Genomic DNA, 22,597 nt, shown 5'->3' with positions numbered 1-22,597 from the left:
AGAGCAAAGCAGGGTTAAAACGGCAGCTCAAGACCGGGGGCGGCGCTTTTCATGATACGGCGTACCAGATCCTTGAGCTTTTCTAGAGTGGATTCATTCACGGCCTCAAAGCGGAAGGCCAGCGCCGCCTCGGAATTCGATGCGCGCACCAGCGCCCAGCCGCGGTCGCTTTCGACGCGCAGGCCGTCAATGGTGATGGCGGTGACGCCGCTCAGGCGGCCTTTGACCTCCATAACTTGAGACATAATCTCAAGCTCCTGGCCGGGCGCAACCGGGGCCAGCAGCTCGGGCGTGCTGATGGCGGTGGGCAGTTCAGCGAAGATTTCCTGGGTGGAACGCGAGTCGATGGCCAGCACCTCGATCAGGCGTGCGGCGGCGTAGAAGGCATCATCAAAGCCGTTCCAGCGATCACCAAAGACGATATGGCCGCTGAACTCGCCGGCCAGCGGCGCCTTGAGTTCCTCACGCTTTTCCTTGATGAAGGCATGGCCGGATTTCCACATCACCGGCTTACCGCCCAGGCTGCTGATGTACTTGGTGAGCAGACCGCTGCATTTGACATCAAAGACAATGTCGCTGCTGGGCGCGCGCGAGAGCAGGTCGGCGGCGAGCAGCATCAGCACGCGCTCGGTCTGTATTAGTTGGCCGGCTGAATCGACCACCCCAAGGCGGTCACCGTCGCCGTCAAAGCCGATGCCAAGATCGGCCTGATGCTCGGTGACGGCGTCAATCAGGTCGCGCAGATGCTCGGGCGCAGAAGGGTTTGGCAACTCGGTTCCGGCGCGCGGGTCTTCAAGATCGCAGCGCACCTCAATGACCTCGCAGCCCAGGTCGCGGAACAGTTGCGGCGCCACCAGGGCCGGCGTGGCAAAGCCGCAGTCAATCGCCAGCTTGAGCGGACGGGCGAAGGTAATGTTTTGTTCCACTTCGTCGAAATAGTCGGCCAGCACGGATTGCTCACGATAACTGCCCTCACCCGCGCGGAATTCGCCCCGCTGCAAGCGCTGCTTGAGTTTGGCAACATTCAGCGCGGTGGCCGACTTGCCGGACAGCACCAGCTTTACCCCATTGTATTCATGCGGATTATGGCTGGCGGTGATCATGGCCCCGGAAATATCGCCAGCCAGGTGGGTGGCGAAGTAGAGCACCGGGGTTGGCACAATGCCCAGGTCGATCACATCGCAGCCGCTGGCGCGCAGGCCTTCGGTCAGGAATCCGCACAGAGAGGCGCCGCTGGCGCGATGATCGCGCCCGACCAGCACGGCCCGACTGCCGCCGTCCTGGGATTCGGTGCCGATGGCATACCCGAGAAAGCGCATGAAGTCCTCGGTCAGCTCAGTGGCGATGAGCCCGCGAATGTCATAGGGTCGGAATACCCGTGCCGGAATGGTGCCCAAGGCGGAGACATCCACACGCGGTAGTGGATTGGATGAGCGCGCGTTGGTAGGCATCTCGGAAGTGCCCGCGAGCTGGCTGGGCGGATTGGCCAGATCCATCTCCATGGCGGCTTCTGCCGGATCACCGTCCAGCATCTTCGAGCCCAGATCCAGGGCCATGTCCGGGGTCTCGGCCGCCGGGGCTTTGGCGACATGCGCCCGCTTGCGTGACATCTGGCGCAGGCCCTCATCCAGAACGGCCAGCTCTTGTAGCTGCACGGTGCGTTTGCTTGGCACCTGGCCGAGATCGACCTCCGCCAGACCGCGGTTGAGCTGATCGATTTCGCGATGCAGTCGCCGGCTCTGTGCGCTGCCAGCAGCGGCAAGAATCAGCAGAGTCATGGCTAGCAGGGCACCGGCTCCGATCAGATTGGACCACAGCAACTGCGAATCGAGCGGCTGGGGCGGAGGCTGCCAGGCGATCAACTCCATGTCGGTGCGCGGGATCTTGGTGCTAGCCACCAAAGCATCAGCCGGGGGCAGGGAGGCCGCCGCCGGGGCAATGATCGCCTGGTCTTGCCCCCGGCCTTGCTGGAACAAAAAGTGGTGATTGCGGGCCGTGGCGGCATCAGGCTTTGGCAGCAGGCTTAGCGGCAGCGCCACATAGATGACCCCGAGTGTCGTCTGACCATCGCTGGCCAGCACCGGACCGGCCAGCGCCAGGTGGGCCTCAGGTGTGCCGACCTGATGGGCTTCCAGCTGTGACAGCTTCCCGGAGGTCGCGACCTCGCGCACCATCACCAGTCCGGCATAGCTGAGTGGCGTGGTGGCTTGATTCAGAATCTGTACGTCTGAGGAGCCGGGTTCAAGGCGTACCAGCAGTAATTGCAGGGCCAGGGGAATCCGTTGTTGCAAGTGCTGCGCAGTGGCAACGAAATCGGCCTGGTCGGCGTATTCAAAGCTGGTGCGCAGGTGCTGGTCCTTGGACAATTCCCTGAGCTGTTCATAGAGGCGCTCTTTATGATCATCCAGGGCACCGGCCAGGTTGTTGACCAACTCGCTGAGATGTTGCTCCTGCATCTTGCGCTCGGTTCCAGTCCCCAGCCAAGCCGCCACCACGAAGGCCGCCAGAGTGGCCAGGCTCAACAGCACGCCAGCCAAGAGCCAGTAGTGGCTCAGGCGCTGAGAATGCGGCTGCGAGCCCTGGGTAGCCTTCTTGTCGTGTTTGACGCTTTTTTTGCCTAGAAGAGCCATGATGCAATGCAGCTGTCTTTAATAGAGTCGGGTTACTGCCGGCCGCTGTGCCCGAAGCCGCCGCTGCCGCGTGATGAGGGCGCGAAATCAGCAACGATTTCGAGCTTGGCACGCAAGACGGGGACCAACACCAGTTGCGCGATGCGTTCGCCAACCTGAATTTCAAAGCGCGTTTGCCCGCGATTCCAACAGGATACCAAGATCTCTCCCTGGTAGTCGGAATCGATCAAACCGACCAGATTGCCAAGCACAATCCCATGACGATGTCCCAAGCCCGAACGGGGCAGAATCATGGCGGCCGTGCCAGGATCCTTAATATGGATGGCCAGTCCGGTGGGAATCAGCTCTGTCATGCCGGGGTCGAGCTGCAAGGGCTTCGCCAGCATGGCGCGCAGATCCAGTCCGGCAGCGCCCTCAGTGGCATAGTGGGGCAGCTCAAAGGTGTCACCCAGGCGGTGATCCAAAATTTTGACGTGCAGTGAATGCAGCATAGCGCTCCGTAATGGTATGGACGATTTCACGCGCCGCCTGGCGTTTTGACATCAGCGGCAGTTCACGCTGGCCACCGCGCCACAGTAGCAACAGGGCATTCTCATCGCGATCAAAGCCCCCCTGCGCGCCGCCGACCCAGTTGGCGGCGATCATATCCAGCCCTTTGGCCTGGAGTTTCTCCCGGGCATGAGCTTCCAGCGCCTCGGTTTCGGCGGCAAACCCCAGAGTAAAGGGCGCGGGGTGGCGGGCGGCAACTTCGGCCAGAATATCCGGATTACGCACCATGCGCAGCTGAAACTCGTGGTGGTGTTTCTTGATTTTTTCCGGGGATGGGGCCTGGGGGCGATAATCGGCCACAGCCGCCGCAGCGACAAAGATGTCGCAGTGGTCGATGTGTTCCATGACGGCCGCGTGCATTTCCAGCGCCGTTTCCACGGGTATGACTCGCTCAACCGCCGGTGGCGTTAGCGCCGTGGGGCCGGAAACCACCATGACCTGGGCGCCGGCTGCGGTGAGTGCCTGGGCCACAGCATAGCCCATCTTTCCCGAACTGCGGTTGCCCAAAAAACGCACGGGATCCAGCGCCTCGCGGGTCGGTCCCGCTGTGACCAGCACCCGGCGCCCGGCCAGCGGACGGTGCTCGGATCCCAGGAGTTGTTCGACAATCCGCTGCGGTTCCAGCAGGCGCCCTGCACCGCTCTCGCCGCAGGCCTGGTCGCCCGACTCCGGCCCCAGCAGATGCACGCCACGGGCCAGCAGACGGTTGATATTTTCCTGCACGGCCGGATGGGACCACATCTGGTGGTTCATCGCTGGGGCGATGGCCAGCGGGGCGGCACTGGCCAGTACCAGGGTGGTCAGCAGGTCATCGGCCATTCCATGCGCGAGACGCGCAATCAGGTTGGCGCTGGCTGGTGCGATCAGCAGGTGATCCGCCCAGCGGGCCAGTTCGATATGTCCCATCCCGGCCTCAGCCGCTCGGTCAAACAGTTCGCAACGCACCGGCTGCCCGGCCACGGCTTGCAGGCTGAGTGGTGTGATAAAGGCCTGTGCGTGCGCGGTCATTACCACCTGCACCTCGGCACCGCGTTCGCGCAGGCGGCGGATCAGTTCTGCCGCCTTGTAGGCGGCGATGCTGCCACTAACGCCAAGCAGAATGCGCGGATGTTGCGTCTGGCTCATGATGCTGTGTGAGGTGCCAGCCGTTGATGGCTTGTGGAACGCTTGGCCTTGTTAAACATTTCGTCTACTCTATGCGGGTACTGGTTGTTTTTTAACGCGCTCAGGAGACCGAACAATGTCAATCACGGACTGGCCGGCCGATGAACGCCCGCGCGAAAAGCTGCTTGGTTTGGGCGCTGAGGCCCTGACCGATGCTGAACTGCTGGCCATTTTTCTACGAACTGGGATTCCGGGCAAGAGCGCCGTTGATCTGGCGCGCGAACTGCTGTCCACCTATGGCGGTCTGGTTGGTCTGTTGTCCGCCAGTCAGGATAATTTTTGCAGCGGCAAAGGCTTGGGGGTGGCGAAATTCGTGCAACTGCGTGCTGTGCTGGAAATGAGTCGGCGCTATCTGCTCGAAGATCTCAAGGCACGCGATGCGCTCACCAGTCCGGAGGCGACGCGCAACTATCTAAAAATGCGCCTGCGCGGGTATCCCTATGAAGTCTTTGCTGCGATTTTTCTCGATAACCGCCACCAGGTGCTTGAATATACGGAACTCTTTCGCGGCACCATTGACGGGGCCAGTGTGCATCCGCGCGAGGTGATACGCGCTGCGATCCAGTGCAATGCAGCGGCGGTGATTTTCGCACACAACCACCCCTCCGGAGTCGCCGAGCCAAGCCAGGCGGACATTCGCATCACCGAGCGCTTGCGTCAGGCGCTCGAGTATATCGATGTCCGGGTGCTGGATCACATCATCGTCGGTGCCGGGGCGGGTACGTCCTTTTCTGAACGCGGCTTGATCTGAGGGCCAGGCTTGCGTTGGGGCCTCAGTCCATCAAGGCCACTGCCTTGACTTGCGCAAAGACCGACTGCCCTTCATACAGGCGCAGCCGGTCGCGCGAGTGGCGGGTGATGCGTGCCAGTAGCGGGGTGCGTTCACCTGCGCCAGTGCACAGCTTGACCAGCACCTGGGCCTGTTCGATCTCGCGCAGCTCCAGAATGCGCGCCGGGAGGATATTGATGATACTGGAGGTACCGGGGTCGTCCAGTGCCAAGCTGACATCGCGCGCATGGATGCGCACCCGTACCTGTTCATGGATGTCACGTTGGAGTCGCGCCACGGTTAGAAAGCCGCCTGGGATCTCCAAACGGCTGAGCGCGTAGTCATCGTTGTGACTCAGCACCACGCCCTCAATGATGGCGCTGGCATCCTGATCCTGGGCCAGGGTCAGATCCAGGCGGCTGAACAGCTCACTCACTGGCCCCTGCGCACGCACCCGGCCCTGTTCCATTAGCACCAGGGTATCGGCCAGGCGGGCCACCTCATCGGGCGAGTGGCTGACGTAGAGCACCGGGATCTCCAGCGCGTCATGCAGGCGCTCCAGATAGGGCAGGATCTCCTGCTTGCGCTTCAGGTCCAGCGCGGCCAGTGGTTCGTCCATGAGCAGTAGCTTGGGGTGCAACGCCAGGGCGCGGGCGATGGCGACGCGCTGACGCTCGCCCCCGGAGAGCTGCTGCGGACGGCGGTCGAGCAGATGCCCGATCCCGAGCAGCTCGACCGCCTGCGCTAGGGCCTCGCGTCCCATGGCAGCATCGCCGGCCCGCTTCATGCCATAGGCCAGATTGGCGCGGGCACTCAGGTGCGGAAACAGACTCGCCTCCTGGAAGACATAGCCGAGCGGGCGGCGGTGGGTGGGCAGAAACTCGCGACCCTCCTGCCAGACCTCGCCATTGACCTTTAGATAGCCATCGGACACCCGGGTCAGCCCAGCGATCAGCCGCAGCAGCGTGGTTTTTCCCGAGCCGGAATGACCAAAAAGAGCGGTGACACCGCGTCCCGGCAGCTCCAGATCTACCTGGAGCGAGAACCCGGGATAATCGAGCTGGAAACGCGCATGTATCGCATCCTGAATCATGGTGGTTGGTGGTTAAAAACGGCGTTGGTTGGGGTTGAGGCTATAGAGCACCAGCAGCACCAGGAAGGAAAATACCACCATGGTGGCGGCCAACCAATGGGCCTGTCCATATTCCATGGCCTCGACATGGTCATAAATCTGCACCGAAACCACTCGGGTGGCGCCGGGGATGTTGCCACCAATCATTAGCACCACGCCGAACTCGCCAACGGTATGGGCAAAGCCAAGGATAGCGGCAGTGAAAAAGCCCGGCTTGGCCAGTGGCACTACCACGGTGAAAAAGCGATCCCAGGGACCGGCGCGCAGGGTGGCGGCCACTTCCAGCGGGCGCTTACCCAGGGCTTCAATGGCGTTCTGAATCGGCTGTACCACAAAGGGCAGGGAGTAAAACACTGAGGCTACCACCAGCCCCCAGAAGGTAAAGGGCAGCAACCCGAGGCCAAGCCACTGGGTAAACTGCCCGACCGGGCCGTTCGGTCCCAGCAGCAGCAACAGATACAGGCCAAGCACTGTGGGTGGCAATACCAGCGGCAGCGCCACCACGGCGCCGACCGGTCCCTTCCAGCGCGAGCGGGTGCGCGCCAGCCACCAGGCGATGGGGGTGCCGAGGATGAGCAGCACGACAGTCACCAGACTGGCTAGGCGCAGGGTGAGCCCAATGGCTTGCAGATCGGCCTCAGAAAAGCCCATGGCGCTCAGATTCCCATTATTCCGGCAGGTTGTAGCCATAGGCGCGGATGATGTTCCGCGCCCGTTCGCCGTGCAGATACTCCATCAGCGCCTGGGCGGCCGGATTATCCTTGCCCTGTGTGAGCACCACGGCATCCTGGCGAATCGGTTCGTGCAGTTCAGCCGGCACCCGCCAGCCGGAACCCGAGCCAATCTCGCCGTCTTGGATCACCTGTGACAGGGCCACGAAGCCGAGCTCTGCGTTGCCGGTGCTGACGAACTGGTAGGTCTGGGCGATGTTCTCGCCCTGCACCAGCTTGGGTTTGATGGCGTCTTCGACATCCAGCGCTTGCAGGGTTGCAACGGCCGCCGCCCCATAGGGCGCGGTTTTGGGATTGGCGATGGCTAGCTTGCGAAATTCACCGGCTTGCAGCACAGCAGCCCCCTCGCCAGCGGGGATGCGCTCAGCATCGGCGCTCCAGAGCACCAGGGAACCCAGGGCATAGGTGAAGTTGCTGCCAGGAACGGTGAATCCATCCTCGGCGAGCCGCGCCGGTTTTGCTGCATCTGCTGACAGGAATACTTCAAAGGGTGCGCCGTTTTTGATTTGCGCATAAAACTTGCCGGACGAACCGAAGGCTGCCTTGGCTTCATGTTCAGTGTCTTCGGCAAAGGCAGCGGCAATCTCTTGCATGGGGCCGGTGAAATTGGCCGCAACTGCGACACTGACTTCCTCAGCCTGGGCGACTGAGGTTAGGCTAACGGTGATGGCGAGCAGCGGAGAGATGCAACGCATAGAATGACTCCGTGTAGGGTGAGAAAGATAAGTAAAGATCTCAACAATCGTTATATCTTGAAAGAATAACGATGGGCCAAAAGCAATATGGATGCCAAGCTTTGGCCCAGCGCATTCAGTCGGTTAGGTCGATGTCAGCCGGGGGTTGGTTGTGAAACCGACAAGCGATGGTCGCTTGTGCACCATTGCGACCCGGGTCAGTCCTAGTCCTGTACAGCCAGGATCACATGCGGCGCCTTGATCAAAGCGCAGGCGCGAGTGCCATCCGCCAGCTCTAATTCGTGCGCGCTTTCATTGGTGATCATAGCCGTGAGTCGGCTGCCGCCGTCCAGAGCCAGCACCACCTCGGTGTTGACGGCGCCGGCAGTGATGCGCTCGATGGTGCCGCACAGCCGATTGCGTGCGGAGGTGCGCAGACCGCCATCCTCGGTGGCTAGTATGACAAAGGAGGCCTTGATCAGTGCAAAGGCCTCAGTGCCCACGGCCAGTCCCAGGGAGGTGGCGCTCTCATTGGTAATCATGGCGACCAGTGGGGTGCCGTTGATATTGAGGGTGACCTCGGTATTGACCGCGCCCGACTTGATCTCGGAGACGATACCGCGCAGGTTGTTGCGTGCACTGACTTTCATATTGATAGCTCCTAGCAGGTGGTGAAAATGATCGAAATCCTGAACGCTCTGGCTCAGGCAGTCAAGAAAACGGCGGTGCTCGCGCTCGGCGACCTCAAAGACTTGGATCAACCGCCGTCCCGTGTCTGTTAGTTCAGTGCCGCCGCCGTGACGCCCGCCGGCCCGGCGCGACACCAGGGGATGTGTGGCCAAATTGTTCATGGCATCGACGGCATCCCAGGCTTGCTTGTAGGACATACCCATGGCCTTCGCGGCCCGTGAGATTGAACCGGTCTCGCCGATTCGACGCAGCAGATCGATGCGACCATGGCCGGCAAAGCGGTGTTGATCAATCTCCAGACACAAGGGGCCGCTGGTTTTCAAACTCGCTTCAAGAGAGCCGGGTTCGATGATGTTGCTCATGGTGCCTAGGGTGCGATGGGGGGAATGTGTCGTTATATCTTAAAGGATATAACGATCGTGACGCCAATGCAAATCAGGGTAGTTATTGGAGGGATTTGGCGTCAGTATTCCCATCGCTGGCAGCGGATCGGTCGCTGGCACCATCCTTGGCACCATTGACGCAAGTGGCGAGATCACGCCCTGAGCACAGGGGAAATGGCTGTGCTGGTTTGACCGGCTGTGCAGCCGGCGCACTCGGGAGGGTGCGCCAGCATTTGAAGTTGAAAAGGTCTGGTTGCAGGTGGCGGTGAGCGGTTGCTCACTGGGTAGCGGTTGCGGTTTCTCCGGAAGCTGCATCCTTTTTACCCAGGCCATGGAACCACTCGCGTCCGCGCTGGAAGACCACATAGAGCATGGGGATCAGGAAGATGCCCAGTACGGAGGCGGCCAGCATGCCGCCGAACACTGCTGTGCCGACGCCGCGCTGGCTGGCTTCGCCGGCGCCTGAGGCGATGACCAGTGGAATCAGGCCGAGGATGAAGGCGAAGCTGGTCATGAGCACGGCGCGGATGCGCAGATGGGAGCCGTTGATGGCGGCCTGTTCGATGCTGCGCCCGGCTTTGCGCTCGGCCATGGCAAACTCGACGATCAAAATGGCGTTCTTGCTCGCCAGACCAATCAGCACCACGATGCCGACCTGGGCATAGAGATCGTTCGGCAGCCCGGAGATCCACAGTGCCAGAGTAGCGCCAAGCAGGCCGATGGTGACCGACATGAGCACCGCCGCCGGCATGGACCAGCTCTCATACAGACCGACCAGGAACAGGTAGGCGAAGAGCACCGCCAGGCCCAGCACGATGGGCGTCTTGCCGCCGGCTTCTTGCTCCTGAAAGGCGGTGCCGGTCCATTCGTAGGCATAGCCGGGTGGCAGGGTCTTGGCCGAGAGGTCCGCCATTTCGTTCAGCGCCTCACCTGAGCTGAAGCCGGGCGCCGGTTGACCCTGGATGCTGACGCTGCGGTAGTTGTTGTAGCGTTGCAGCACTTGCGGGGCCAGCAACAATTCTGGCGTCATCAGGGCGCGGATCGGGACCATCTGCCCCTGCTTGTTGCGCACATGGATACGGTAGACGTCGTCGAAGCGCTTGCGATCACGCTGGTCTCCCTGGATCTGCACCTGCCAGACGCGGCCGAATTTATTGAAATCATTAACATAATAGCCGCCAAGCGTGGATTGCAGCGCGAGGAAGATGTCGCTGATCTCCACTCCAAGGGTCTGTGCCTTTTGTCGGTCGATGTGCAGGAATATCTGCGGAGTGTTGGTGGTCCAGGTCGAGAATACCCGCTCCAGATTGGGTTGCTGATTGGCGGCCACAATCATGGCGCGCATTACCCCGGCCAGCTCTTGCGGCGTGCGCCCCTGCAAATCTTGCAGCTGGTACTGAAAACCACCCCCCGTGCCGAGTCCGATAATGGGCGGCAGATTGAAGGGCATGACGCGCGCGCCGGGGAGGCCGGCGGTTTTCTCTGCCATGCGGTCGATGACGGCATTGGCGCTGAGATCGGGCGAGGTGCGCTCATCGAATGGCTTGAGGCGCACGATGACCAGCGCGCTGTTCGATTGCACCGCACTGTTCAGGATGCTATAGCCTGGCACGGTGAACAGATGCGCCACCGCCGGATCCTTTTGCATGATCTTGAGAATTTCCTGGCTGATGGCGACGGTGCGATTGACCGAGGCACCCTCGGGCAGTTGCACCTCGGCCATAAAGGCCCCTTGATCCTCTTCCGGCAGGAAGCCGGTGGGCGTGTGCGTAAACAGCCAGCCGGCGCTGGCGCCAATAACGGCGACCATTACCAACACCAAGGTTGCGACCCGCACCAGGCGGGTCACGACGGATGAATAGCCGTCGCGCACGCCATCAATGGCCCGCATGAGTCGCGCCATGATGCCGCCCTTGCGGTGTTGAGCCGGCTTGAGCAACACCGCGCACAAGGCGGGGGACAGGGTGAGAGCGTTAACCATCGAAATCAGCATGGAGAAGGTCACCACCGCCGCGAACTGCTGGAACAGTTGCCCGGTGATGCCGGGAATGAAGGCTACGGGCACGAAAACCGACAGCAGCACCAGCGTGGTGGCGATGATGGGCCCGGTGATCTGACCCATGGCCTTCTTGGCTGCCGCACGCGGGTCGAGATCATCCTCTTCCATGATGCGCTCGACGTTTTCGACCACCACGATGGCATCATCCACTACGATGCCGATGGCCAGCACCACCGCCAGCAAGGAGATGGTATTGGCCGAGAAACCGATCATCAGCAGGAAGGCGAAGGTGCCAACCAGGGCGACCGGTACCGCCACCAGCGGCACCAGGGTGGCGCGCCAACTGCCAAGAAAGATAAACACCACCAGAATGACCAGCACAAAGGCTTCGAACAGGGTATGGATGACATCCTGGAGGCTGGATTCAACAAAGTCGGTGGTATCGTAAACGTAAAGGTAATCCAGGTCGTCCGGAAACCGCTCGGAAAGCTTGTTCATGGCCGCTTCGATGCCCTTGGCCACTGACACAGCATTGGCGCCCGGAGCCAGGTAGATGGCAATGCCGGCGGTGTCCTGACCGTCGAGCTGAGTGACTACGTCCGACTGCTGAGAGCCGAGTTCGATGGTGCCGATGTCCTTAAGCAGCACATTGGAACCATCCGGATTGGCGCGCACCACGATCTGCTCGAATTCGCTGGCATCAGTCAGCCGGCCCTGGGTTTGCAGATTGATCTGAAACTGCTGATCGGCCGTCATCGGCTGGGAGCCGATGGTGCCCACTGCCGCCTGCACATTTTGCGCTTGGATGGCATTGATCACATCCTGCGGCGACAGCGACAGTGCAGTCATGCGGTCTACATCTAGCCAGATGCGCATGCTGTAATTGAGCGGGCCAAACTGACTGACCTCACCCACACCTGGCACCCGCGCCAGAGTGTCCATCAGGTTAATGGTGGCGTAGTTGCTCAGAAAGAGGGCGTCATAGGACTCCTTCGGTGAATACAGTGAAATCACCTGGAGCATCGCGGTCGATTTTTTCTTGACCGTGATGCCTTGGCGGACGACTTCCTGTGGCAGTTGCGGCTCGGCGAGATTAACCCGGTTTTGCGTATTGACGGTGTTAATGTCTGGGTTGGTACCGAGTGCGAAAGTGACATTGAGCTGATAGCTGCCGTCATTGGCGCTGGTCGACTGCATGTAGAGCATGTTGTCGACGCCATTGACCTGGGATTCGATTGGCTGGGCGACCGAGGATTCGACCACTGAGGAATTGGCGCCGGGGTAAGAGGCGGCGACGGACACCTGCGGCGGGACGATATCCGGGAACTGTGCAACCGGAATACGGGTGATGGCAATCAGACCGGCTAGGGCCACCACAATTGAAATGACCAGCGACAGCCGCGGCCGGTCAATGAAGACGTCGGAAATCATAGGGCGTTGGCCTCGCTCTGCTGTTCGGCTTCGGTCTGGCCGGTAGAAGCATCATCCGAGTCGCTGGTGGCGTCTTGCTTCTGTGTTTCATCATCCGCATCCGGTTTCGCCGCTGCCGCTGGCTTGGATGCCTTGGCAGCATCGGAGTCCTGATCCGCTGGCTGTTGAGTCTTTTGGTCAGCGTCCGCGTCCGCGTCCGCATGCGGATCGGCTGAATCCTGACCGGAGTTGGCCGCACTGCTGTCATCTGGTTGCTGTGGCGGGCTGGCCTTAACCGGCTGACCAGAGCGTACCTTCTGGATGCCCTGCACAATCACCAGCTCGCCCTCTTTGAGTCCCTTGGTCACAGCAATTTCAGCGCCCTTGGCTGGGCCGGTCTGGATGCGACGCACTTGCGCCTTGTTGTCCTGATCGACGACAAAGATGTAAATCCCCTGCTGATCGACCTGGAGCGCCGCCTGCGGCACCACCACTGACTCCTCCGGATCGCCCAGTGCCAGCTTGAGATTGACAAACTGGCCATCGACCAACAGCGCATTGGGGTTGGCGATCTCGGCGCGCAGCGTGATGGAGTCGGTGGTCTCATCAGTGGTGACATCGACAAAATCCAGCTGACCGGTGTGGTCGTATTGAGTGCCATCGGGCAGTTCAACCATCACCTTCACATTCTTGGCATTACCTCCGCGATTTTCGATTTCGCGTCGGGCTTGGAGCAGTTCGCGTTGCGTGACTGGAAACTTCACATAGATCGGATCCTGGCTGACCAGGGTTGCCAGAGTGCCTGAAGCGGGACCGACCAGGTTGCCAACGGTAAAATTGGCCAAGCCGATGCGCCCGGCCACTGGCGCGATGATTTCGGTATAGCTCAGATTCAGTTCGGCGGCGTTCAGCGCGGCCTGGGCTTGGGCAATGCTGGCCTGGGCAACTGACTCGGCGGCCTGGAGTTCATCGACCTTGGACTGGGCGATATTTTTGCTTTGCAACAGCTCCTGACCGCGCTTGAGCTGGGCGCTGGCGTTCAGCTCGCTGGCTTTAGCGGAGGCGACATCGGCCAGGCGTTGCTCGACCTCGGCTTCGTACTGATCCGGTTCAATCAGGAACAACACCTGATCTTTTTTGACCCGATCGCCTTCCTTGAAGCGACGTTCCTTAAGAAAGCCCTCGACCCGCGCGCGCAGTTCTACCTTATTGATCGCATCCACCCGGCCAACAAAGTTGGCCTGATCCTCGACCAGCGCCATCTTGGCCGGTTCCGCCACCACCGAGGGTGGCGCAGCCGGTGCCGCCGGAGGCGCCGAGTTGCTACAACCACCAAGCGCCAAGCCAAGCAGCAGCGCCGCCGGCAGCAGACGCCATTGGAGGATCGGGGAGGCCGGTTGGCGCGGATGGAGCGCCGTGAGCGCGGAATGGGAGAGGGAAAGCGCGCAACCTGCATGTCGCATCGGGGAACCTCATAATCTTCAGAGCGAAACGAATAAACCAAGGTATGCTAAACGATCGTTGCCGCCAATGCCCGCGATTCTTGCCATGACCGAAGCGCCGGATATTTTCTCTTATCGTAAACACTGGGCACATAAATTTGGTACTGCGCCCGAGCTGCCGATGTCGCGTGCCGAGATGGAACTGCTCGGCTGGGATGCCTGCGATGTGATCCTGGTCTGTGGCGACGCCTATGTTGATCATCCCAGCTTTGGCATGGCCATCATTGGCCGTCTGCTCGAAGCCCAGGGCTTTCGCGTCGGCATCATCGCCCAGCCGGACTGGACCAGCGTGGCGGATTTCAGCCGCCTCGGACGCCCGGAGCTGTTCTTCGGTATCACCGCCGGCAACATGGACTCCATGGTCAATCGCTATACGGCGGATCGGCGCAAGCGCTCTGACGATGCCTATACCCCGGATGCCAAGCCTGATCACCGCCCGGATCGCGCCCTAACCGTCTATGCCCAGCGCGCGCGCGAGGCCTACAAGGATGTGCCCATTGTGCTCGGCGGTATCGAAGCCAGTCTGCGCCGGGTGGCGCATTATGATTACTGGTCAGAAAAAGTCCGGCGCAGTGTGTTGGTCGATGCCAAGGCTGATCTGTTGCTGTATGGCAATGCCGAACGCGCCCTGGTCGCGCTGGCGCATCGCCTGGCGCGTGGCGAACCCATTGAGCACATTCGCGATTTGCGCGGAACGGCATTCATGCGTCGCGAACTGCCGTCCGACTGGATCTGCATGGATGCCAGCACGCTCGACAGCTCCAAGCGCATCGACCCGCATCCCAATCCGTATCGCGATGAACCCATTTGTCGCGGCAAGACAGACGCGGGTTCGGGATTGGAAGCAGAGTCAGGATTAGGATCAGGCCAAGCAGTTCCGTCAGCGAGGGTGGCACTGCGCGTCTCCCGTGAGCGTACCCTGGTTCGGTTGCCATCCTATGAGCAGGTGCGCGCTGATCCGGTGCTCTATGCCCAGGCGGCGCGGGTGTTTCATCTGGAGACCAATCCCGGTAATGCCCGGGCGTTGGTGCAGGCGCATGGTGACCGCGAGCTGTGGCTCAATCCGCCGCCGGTGCCGCTGAGAACGGACGAGCTGGACCGGCTCTATGAGCTGCCCTTCGCGCGTCGGCCACATTCGAGCTACGGCGCTGCGCGCATCCCGGCCTGGGAGATGATCCGCTTCTCGGTCAACATCATGCGCGGCTGCTTTGGCGGCTGCACCTTCTGTTCCATCACCGAGCATGAAGGGCGGGTGATCCAGAGTCGCTCGCAGGAGTCCATCCTGCGCGAACTCGAGGATATTCGCGACCGCGCGCCGGAATTTAAGGGTGCCATCTCCGATCTTGGCGGACCGACGGCCAACATGTGGCGCATGTCCTGTCGCAGCCCGGTCATTGCCGCTGCCTGTCGGCGCCTGTCCTGCGTGCATCCGGATCTTTGCAACAATCTCAATGCTGATCACGGCCCGCTGGTCGGGCTCTATCGCAAGGCGCGCGCGGTGCCAGGCATCAAACGCATCCTGATCGCCTCCGGCCTGCGCTACGATCTCGCTGTGCGTTCACCGACCTATGTGCGGGAGCTGGTGACGCACCATGTCGGTGGCTATCTGAAAATCGCCCCCGAACATACCGAACCAGGGCCGTTGAGCAAAATGCTCAAACCCGGCATCGGCAGTTTCGAGCGCTTTCGCGAGTTGTTTGAGCGCTACTCGCGCGAAGCTGGCAAGGAGCAGTATTTAATCCCGTATTTTATCGCCGCCCATCCTGGTACCAGCGATGAAGACATGCTCAAGCTCGCCCTGTGGCTGAAGCGCAACAACTTTCGCCTGGATCAGGTGCAATCCTTTCTGCCCACGCCCCTGTCCATCGCCACCGCCATGTATCACAGCGAGCGCAATCCGCTCAAACGCATCACCCCGGACTCCGAGCGGGTGCTGGTGGTGCGCGGTCAGCGCCAGCGGCGTCTGCACAAGGCTTTTCTGCGCTATCACGACCCCGAGAACTGGCCTCTGTTGCGCGAAGCCCTGACCCGCATGGGCCGCGCCGACCTGATCGGCAACGGCAAGCGCCACCTGATCCCGAGCTTTCAGCCACCTGGGACCGCCGGCGTGGCAGCCGCGTCGCGCGCGGTGCCGGGGCAAGGGCGCCGAAGGGCGGCGCGAACCAAGCGCCAATCAGGGCGCTGAAACAGGATTACAGTCGGAATTGTTGCAACTGGTCGCGCAGCGTTTGCGCCAGATGCTTGAGGCGCTCGGTAGATTCGGACATCCGCTCGGCGCCCATGGAGGTTCGATCTGCCACCTGGCTGATGTTGACAATGTTGCGGTTGATCTCCTCGGCCACGGCGGATTGCTCTTCCGAGGCGCTGGCGATCTGCTGATTCATCTCGGTGATGGTGCTGACGGCATTGGTGATGGAATCTAACCCAGCGCCGGCTTCGACCGCCTTGGTGACCGATTCCTGGGCCTGGGTCTGACCATCCCCCATCGCGGTGACGGCCTCCTTGGCGGCGGCTTGCAGGCGTTGAATCATCTGCTGGATTTCGCCAGTCGAGCTTTGCGTGCGACTGGCGAGGCTGCGCACCTCATCGGCCACCACAGCAAAACCTCGCCCCTGCTCACCGGCGCGTGCGGCCTCAATGGCGGCATTGAGCGCGAGCAGATTGGTCTGCTCCGCCACGCCATTGATAACATCGACTACGGCACCGATTTGTTCGGCGTCGTTTTCCAGCCGGGAGATAATCTGCGAGGCTTGCTCGATGTCGCTGGCAAGCTTTTCGATTTCGACCATGGCCTGCTGCACGATGAGCTTGCCATGGCTTGACTCGTTATCGGCATTGCGTGCCGACTCGGCGGCAGCGGCAGCATTGCGCGCCACTTCCTCCACCGTGGCGGTCATCTGGTTCATAGCGGTGGCGACCTGGTCGGTCTCCGACTGCTGTTGTTGTACGCCGGCATGGGTCTCGTTGGTGATCTGGCCGACCTCACGGGCGGCGATATCGACCTGTTCGGCGGACTGGGCCACTTCGCTCACCAGCGACTGGATGCGGGCAATGAAGGCATTAAAGCTTTCCGAGAGCCGCCCCATTTCGCGGTTGTTCTGCATCGGCAGGCGGAAACTGAGATCACCGCTTTTCTGGGCATCGACCAGTGCATCCACGGCGGTATCGATGGGACGCGACACCATGCGCCAGCTCAGCCAGCCGATCAGGCCGATCACGCCGCTGCCGGCCACAATCACCATGATCACCAGCAGGAAAATCTTGTTGCGGGTTTCTGCGCGTGCATCGGACAGGGGGCGAATAATCTCAAAGGCGCCGTGCATGTCGCCGACACGCTTGCCCTCCATGCGATAGCCGGTGATGTCTTTGCCGTCTGAACGTCCCCAGAGTTGCTCGCTGCGCTCCGGGTTACCGTGACAGTCAAGACACATGTGGCTCAGATAGACCGGGCGAAAGTAACGCACCGCATCCTGTTCCTTATCCACCACCACATGCTCTTCGGCATCCGGAGTGTCGCGCAGGTAGGCCAGGGCTTTGGCCTCGACGGCGTCGGGTTCGTTGTCGGAGTTGCGCGCGCCCTTGCGTGGGGTGCGGAATTCATAACCGCCTTCCGCCGCTTTGCTTTTAGCCGCTTCCCAGGCGGAAATGACTGGCACAGTGGCGGCGATTTTGTCCCAGCGCTCTTCATCGGAACCGGTGAAATTGCGCAGCTTCTCGGCCGAAAATAGGCCAAGGCGCCACTTTTCGTCCATATTTTCGCGCACAGATTCGGTCAGCAGCAGCAAATTGCGCGCGGCATGCACCTCACTGGCGACTGTTTGCTTGAATTCATCCCTGGCATAGAGCACCAGAGTGATGGCCGCAATGAGCACCAGGATGGCTGCGGTGGCGGCCAAAATACGAAAGCCGACGCTACTGAATTTTGACACGGCGGACGCTTCCTCAAAAGGGGGGATCGGGGCGGAAACCACATAAACTTTGTCGAAAGGCTAGGCGCAACCCCGGGAATCGTCAAGCGGCTTTCTGCCGAGTCGCGATTCGCAGTCGCCAGGCACCCTGTCAGTCCATCGCATGTACAAAAATGGCGGGTTCTTTCGCGGTGACAGTTGCGGAGCCATCATCCGGGGGACTGGCTTGCAGCGCCCGGGCCTGCTCGATGACATAGCGGTGGTGAGTCATCAGCAACACCTGAGTGTGATGCGAAAACTCGGCCAGGGTGGCCAGGGTGGCGCGGGAGCGCTGATCGTCGAACTGCACCAAAATATCATCGACGATCAGCGGCAGTGGCTCGGTCCGGGCGGCGCGTTGTTCGAGGGTGGCCAAGCGCAATGCCAGGTAGAGTTGATCGCGGGTGCCGGTACTGAGTGCTTCCACACCCAAACGCTGACCGCTGGCACGGCGCGCGAGCAGCACCGGGTGTTCGCCCTGGTCAAAGTCAATTTCCACCCCGCCAAAGGCATCTTGGGTTAGTTGTGCGAAGTAATGGGCGATGCGCGGCAGCAACGGGTCGCAATGCTGTTCGGCAAAGCGCTCCTTGGCCTCGGTAAGCAGGCGCGCGGCAAAGCGCAACTGAATCCATTGCTGACTGAGCCGTTGCAGCCGAGCGCGCGATTGGGCCAGTTCCTCGGCGCGTTCGGCGGCTAGCGCGCTGCCGTCCATGGCCTCCAGGGCTTGCTGGGCGTTGAGCTTGCGCTCAATGGCGGCATGCTCGCGCGGGCGCAGTTCCAATTGCAGCTGCTGTTCCAGGGCCTGCAACTCGGCGCTGAGGACATCGGCATCGAGTGTCTGGGCCTCGGCGTTGAGTTCATCCAGGGGGCGGCCATCGCCAGCGGTGCGCAGCTCGGCGATGATGGCGGCCCGTTCGCGTTGGCCGTGTTGCTGGTGCTGGATGCGGGTTTCGAGCTCGGCGAGTGCCTCGGGTGCGGGTGCGCCGGCGAGACGACAGAGTTCGTCCAGGGCGGCCTGGGCGCCGGCCTGCGTGGCCGTAATACTGGCAAGTTCCTGTTCCGCCTGCTGGCATTGGCTGATGAGTTCGGCGCGGCGGCTGTGCGTTTCGCGTTCACGCGCGAGGCGCTGGCGCAATGCGCCCAGTGCGGGTTCCAGCTCGGTATCGTGCAGATCAGGGGTCAGGCGTGCGAGCTGCGCGCGGGCGCGCTCGGTGAAGGCCTGGGCATCAGCATCAATGCCATGAATGCGGGCGCCCAGCGTCAGTTGCTGGTCGATCAGGGTGAACATCTGGGCCAGGCGCTCGAAATCCTCGGCGACGGCGACGGCGTCGCGATTAGCGGGCAGTCCCAGCTCCGCTAGGCGGTTTTGCCAACGCAGCTGCCAATCCTGGAGCTGGTTCGCGGCGACGGTGGTTTCCGCCTGGAGTTCCTGTTGGCGGGCGCGCAGTTCGGTGCAGGCGGCTGCCAGGCTGGCTCGCTCCTGCGCTTGTTTGAGACGCTGCGCGAGTTCGCGCTCGGCCTGTTGCAGCTGTGGTGCCAGCCGGGTTGAGGGCGTGGCGTCGGGCGGGGGCCAGGCGTCATTGAGGGCTTGGAGTTGACGGCTGCGTTCCTGCTCAAGTCCCTGGATGCGGTGTGCCAGGCGGCTGCGTTGTTCAGCTTGCTCGATCAACGGGCGCACCTGGGCGCGCCAGTCGCGCATGGCCCTCGGGGAGTGTGGTTCGATACCCAGTGGCGCCCACAGGGCCTGCCAGGCTTGGTTCAGAGCTGCGGATGCAGCTTCCTGCTCACGCGCCTGTTGCTCCAGAGCTGTGGCTTGTTTCTGGGCTTGCTCCAGACTTGTTTGGGCAGCGGCCTGTTCATGCACCTGCTCGGCTTCGCGGCGCAGGCGGTCGGCGAGGTGGTCGGCTGCGCTTTGTTGTGATTCGAAGCGCTCAGGCAGCGATGGGTCGTTGTCCTCAGGGGCGGGCGGAGTGGCGGCACAACACCGCGCCTTGATGTGCTGCCACAGCTGTTCGCGCTGGTCGCGCGCTTCGAGCAGTTGGGCTTCGGTGGGGATTTTGTCGGCGCGCTGCAGGGCTTGCAAACGCTCGCGGGTACGCGCCTGCTCGGTCTGATTATCACGGATGGCGCTGGCGATGCGCTCGGCGGCCTGTGCCAGGGTCTGCTCGCGCTCGATCATCTCGGCGATCTGGGTTTCGCTGGGCAGGGCGGCGCGGCACAGCGCGGGCAGGTCAGCCGGCCAGAGCCCGGCGGCGGCCAGGGCGCGCTCGGCTTGTTCGGTGCTGTGGGTCAGCTCGGCCTGGCTGTCGTCGATCAGAGCGTCCAAGTTGTCGGCGTGGCGGGCGGCGGTGATGACGTCTTCCAGAGCAGCGGTTGCGGGCGGAGCCGGGCAGGCGTCTAGGCGTGCCTGGCGTTGGTTGAGCTGGTGGTCGAGTTTGCGCAGCGACTTGTGCGCCTGACTGGTGGTGGCTTGCAGCTGTGCGCCCTCGACGGCGAGGGTCTGGGTGCTGCGCTGCAAGGCCAGCAGGGGGCGCAGTGACTCAACCTCATCCGGGGATTGGCCGGGGCGGGCGACGGCCAGGACGCGACTGATCTGTGCGCCCAGGGTGTCGTGCTGCGTGACCAGGCTGGAGCGGTCTTGCGCTGCCTTGCGGTAGCTGCCGAGGGCTTCGCTCAGACTGTCAATGGCCTCGGCTTCGCTCAGGAGCGCATGTTGGACGGGCAGGGCGGCGACCTGCTGTTGAAGTCCCGCCAGGCGGGCAGCCGCGCTGGCCTGGGCGCTATTGGCCTGGTGGAGCTGGCGCTCGCTCTGCTGGCGTCGGGCGCTGAAGTCTTCCGGCAGGGTCGGGAGCGGACCAAGGGCATCGAGTTGCACGTCGAGTTCTTGGAGACGCGCCAGATTGGGCTGAGTGCGGCGCACCCGCTCCAGCTGGCGGCGGCGGGTTTCGGCGGTCAAGATGCTCTGCTGGATGTCGCGCAGCGCCTGTTCGGCCTCGGTCAGTGCCTGGGCGGCCTGATGCCACTCGCGCGGGCTGAGGTCGGCCTGTTTGAAGCTGCGTTCAAGTTCGCGGTAGCGGACCAGTTCCTGATTCAGCAGCGGCTTGGTGGCCTGGGGGCGAAAGATCGCATCGGCTTCACTGGCGAGGGTTGCGGCCACCTCGCGCAAATTTAGTTTCCCTAGATCGGCCCCGAACAGGGCATCGGCGGCGGTGCCCTGTTCGGCGAGCAGTTTCTCGCCGCCGCTGACCAGGGTGTGGTGGTCGATGCCAAACAGACGCTGGAACAGCTCGGCATCCACGCCACCAAGCATACGGCTGAGCTGTTCTTCCGGAAGGCTTTGTTGCTCGGCCGAGAGCAGGGTGTTTTTGTTGCCCTTGTGCCGGTAGCAGTGCAATTCCTGTCCGTTCTGGCTGCGCAGCCGGGCGCCGACGCGCAGATCGCGCGACCCATGCAGGAAGTTATCGCGCGTGCGGGCCGGGAAGCCGAACAGCAATGCATGCAGGGCACGCAAGGCGGAGCTTTTGCCGGCTTCATTGGGGCCGTGGAGAATGTGCAGGCCCGATTGGCCGGCGCTGAGGTCAAGCCGACAGTCGGTGAAGGGGCCGAAGGCTTGCAGATGCAGTTCGAGCAGGCGCATGCGCGGGTGCGCTGGCCTTAGTGCTGGGGACTGGGGCCAGCGCGCAGGCGTTCGAGCAGCAGCGCATGGGCATCGCGCAGGCATTGATGCAGGCCGCCGTCGTGGCAAGTCAGGCTGGGGGCGCTCAGGTCCAGACCGTTGGAGTCGTTGTGCAGGGTTGCGGGGAGCTTGTGCAGCAGCGCTTCGATGTCTTCGAGCAGGTTGGTGGCGAGCGCCGGCGGATCATTGGCCGGCACGAGCAGGCTGTCGGGGTCGGCCAGGGACTCGAACAGCGGTGCGAGGGCGGAGTCTTCGGAGCCGTCCGGTTGAGCGGCCGATTCCGTGGCTGTCAGCGGGTGTGCCGGTCGCCTGGTCGCGAGGATGAGTTTTTCGATCCAGAGATCGCGACCGGCGACCTCGAAGCCAATGACTCGGCACTGATTGAGCAGGGCTTCGGCGGTGGCGCGCAGTTCCGTGTCGGCACGGGTGGTGCCATGCAGGCGCAGGCGCACAGCGAGCAGCCGTCCCTCGGCGGCGGCCTGGGCGGCTTGCAATTCGGTGGCGATGCGGGCTTCGATCTGGTCGCTGGTGATGGTGTGGGGAAGCTCAAGATCGCATTGCACCCAGCGCACCACATCGAGCGGGTGATGTTCGACGGCCAGCACACGATTGTCTTGAATGCGCACCAGGGTGGCGCCCTTGGCGCCGGTCTCGCGGGCATGGCGTCCTTGCAGGTTACCGGGGAAGACCACCCAGGGGGATTCTTCATGAACGATCTCGCGCTGATGCACATGACCCAGCGCCCAGTAGTCGTAGCCGAGGCGGTACAGATCATCAAGTCGGCAGGGCGCGTAAGGATCGTGGCCGGGGCGGCCGTCGAGTGAGGTGTGTAGCAAGCCGATATTGAAAAGGCCCGGCTCGGCTGCCGGGTAGGCGCGGGTGAGATCCTCTGTGGTCTGGCGTCTGGCATAACTCTGACCATGGATCACCAGACCGGCGGCCTCAATGCGGTGGCTTTCCGGTGCGCGGCTGGAGAAGACATGCACATTCTTCGGTAGGCGCAGCTGGCGGCTGATCTGGCTGGCGGCATCATGATTGCCATGGATCATCAGTACCGGAATCCCGGCCTGTTGCAGCCGTGCCATCTGTCCGGCGAAGAACAGGCCGGTGTTGTAGTCGCGCCAGTCACCATCGTAGATGTCGCCGGCCAGCAGCAGGGCATCGACGGATTCGGCCAGCGCCAGCGCAACCAGATTCTCCAGCGCGCGGCGGGTGGCAGCGCGGATGTCCTCAACCGGCGCACTGTCATAGGCCTCCAGCCCGGTCAGCGGGCTGTCGAGATGCACATCAGCGGCATGGAGGAAGGCGGGCATCGGTTGGCTGGTGGCTCAGGGTTGGATG

The 22,597-nt window shown here is 62.2% G+C and carries 14 protein-coding genes; 2 read left to right on the top strand and 12 right to left on the bottom strand.

Annotation, left to right across the window (positions count from 1 at the left end; translation table 11 throughout):
* Positions 1 to 14 precede the first annotated feature (14 nt).
* Genes CKO36_RS08820 through coaBC form a run of 3 tightly spaced genes read right to left on the bottom strand, consistent with a single transcriptional unit; the run spans position 15 to position 4,304 of the window.
* Positions 15 to 2,630, bottom strand: a complete 2,616-nt coding sequence (locus CKO36_RS08820; RefSeq protein WP_200283550.1) for a phosphomannomutase/phosphoglucomutase — start codon at positions 2,628 to 2,630, stop codon at positions 15 to 17.
* 32 nt (positions 2,631 to 2,662) lie between these two features.
* Positions 2,663 to 3,121, bottom strand: a complete 459-nt coding sequence (gene dut / locus CKO36_RS08815; protein WP_242469477.1) for a dUTP diphosphatase — start codon at positions 3,119 to 3,121, stop codon at positions 2,663 to 2,665.
* Complete coding sequence (coaBC, locus tag CKO36_RS08810) at positions 3,075 to 4,304, bottom strand: bifunctional phosphopantothenoylcysteine decarboxylase/phosphopantothenate--cysteine ligase CoaBC (RefSeq protein WP_200283547.1); 1,230 nt, start codon at positions 4,302 to 4,304, stop codon at positions 3,075 to 3,077. Before coaBC ends, dut begins: the two co-directional genes overlap by 47 nt.
* Before the next feature lie 115 nt (positions 4,305 to 4,419).
* On the opposite strand from coaBC, the gene radC reads away from it, so the two are divergent.
* Positions 4,420 to 5,094, top strand: a complete 675-nt coding sequence (gene radC, locus CKO36_RS08805) for a RadC family protein (RefSeq protein ID WP_200283544.1) — start codon at positions 4,420 to 4,422, stop codon at positions 5,092 to 5,094.
* 22 nt (positions 5,095 to 5,116) lie between these two features.
* Here radC and modC read toward each other — a convergent pair whose 3' ends face one another.
* The 6 genes from modC to CKO36_RS08775 all read right to left on the bottom strand — a co-directional run bounded on the left by modC (position 5,117) and on the right by CKO36_RS08775 (position 13,594).
* Positions 5,117 to 6,205 carry a molybdenum ABC transporter ATP-binding protein gene (gene modC, locus CKO36_RS08800; RefSeq protein ID WP_200283541.1) on the bottom strand — a complete coding sequence of 363 codons (1,089 nt, stop codon included), beginning with the start codon at positions 6,203 to 6,205 and terminating at the stop codon, positions 5,117 to 5,119.
* A 12-nt stretch (positions 6,206 to 6,217) separates the two neighbouring features.
* Entirely contained in the window at positions 6,218 to 6,895 is a 678-nt protein-coding gene (gene modB, locus CKO36_RS08795) for a molybdate ABC transporter permease subunit (RefSeq protein ID WP_200283538.1), read from the bottom strand.
* 16 nt (positions 6,896 to 6,911) lie between these two features.
* Positions 6,912 to 7,670 (bottom strand): molybdate ABC transporter substrate-binding protein, encoded by a 759-nt coding sequence (gene modA, locus CKO36_RS08790; RefSeq protein ID WP_200283518.1) that lies wholly within the window; start codon positions 7,668 to 7,670, stop codon positions 6,912 to 6,914.
* 203 nt (positions 7,671 to 7,873) lie between these two features.
* The gene (locus CKO36_RS08785) at positions 7,874 to 8,701 is read right to left on the bottom strand and encodes a TOBE domain-containing protein (RefSeq protein ID WP_200283515.1); all 828 of its coding nucleotides are present in this window, start codon (positions 8,699 to 8,701) and stop codon (positions 7,874 to 7,876) included.
* A gap of 298 nt (positions 8,702 to 8,999) precedes the next feature.
* On the bottom strand, positions 9,000 to 12,152 hold the full coding sequence (locus tag CKO36_RS08780; RefSeq protein WP_200283512.1) for an efflux RND transporter permease subunit: 3,153 nt from the start codon (positions 12,150 to 12,152) through the stop codon (positions 9,000 to 9,002).
* A complete protein-coding gene (locus tag CKO36_RS08775; RefSeq protein ID WP_200283510.1) occupies positions 12,149 to 13,594 on the bottom strand; it encodes an efflux RND transporter periplasmic adaptor subunit in 1,446 nt (481 codons plus the stop codon). Before CKO36_RS08775 ends, CKO36_RS08780 begins: the two co-directional genes overlap by 4 nt.
* Positions 13,595 to 13,679: 85 nt before the next feature.
* Here CKO36_RS08775 and CKO36_RS08770 point away from each other — a divergent pair, with 85 nt between their 5' ends.
* Complete coding sequence (locus CKO36_RS08770) at positions 13,680 to 15,818, top strand: YgiQ family radical SAM protein (RefSeq protein WP_200283584.1); 2,139 nt, start codon at positions 13,680 to 13,682, stop codon at positions 15,816 to 15,818.
* A 7-nt stretch (positions 15,819 to 15,825) separates the two neighbouring features.
* Here CKO36_RS08770 and CKO36_RS08765 read toward each other — a convergent pair whose 3' ends face one another.
* The 3 genes from CKO36_RS08765 to CKO36_RS08755 form a co-directional block, all read right to left on the bottom strand.
* Complete coding sequence (locus tag CKO36_RS08765) at positions 15,826 to 17,562, bottom strand: methyl-accepting chemotaxis protein (RefSeq protein WP_200283508.1); 1,737 nt, start codon at positions 17,560 to 17,562, stop codon at positions 15,826 to 15,828.
* A gap of 130 nt (positions 17,563 to 17,692) precedes the next feature.
* The gene (locus CKO36_RS08760) at positions 17,693 to 21,217 is read right to left on the bottom strand and encodes an ATP-binding protein (protein WP_200283506.1); all 3,525 of its coding nucleotides are present in this window, start codon (positions 21,215 to 21,217) and stop codon (positions 17,693 to 17,695) included.
* 17 nt (positions 21,218 to 21,234) lie between these two features.
* Entirely contained in the window at positions 21,235 to 22,569 is a 1,335-nt protein-coding gene (locus CKO36_RS08755; protein WP_200283504.1) for a metallophosphoesterase family protein, read from the bottom strand.
* Positions 22,570 to 22,597: the final 28 nt, after the last annotated feature.

Origin of the sequence: Rhabdochromatium marinum, assembly GCF_016583795.1 — a bacterium.
GTDB classification, from domain to species: domain Bacteria; phylum Pseudomonadota; class Gammaproteobacteria; order Chromatiales; family Chromatiaceae; genus Rhabdochromatium; species Rhabdochromatium marinum.
The sequence above is the reverse complement of the archived record's forward strand: the minus strand, read 5'-3'. Positions and strand labels throughout refer to the sequence as shown.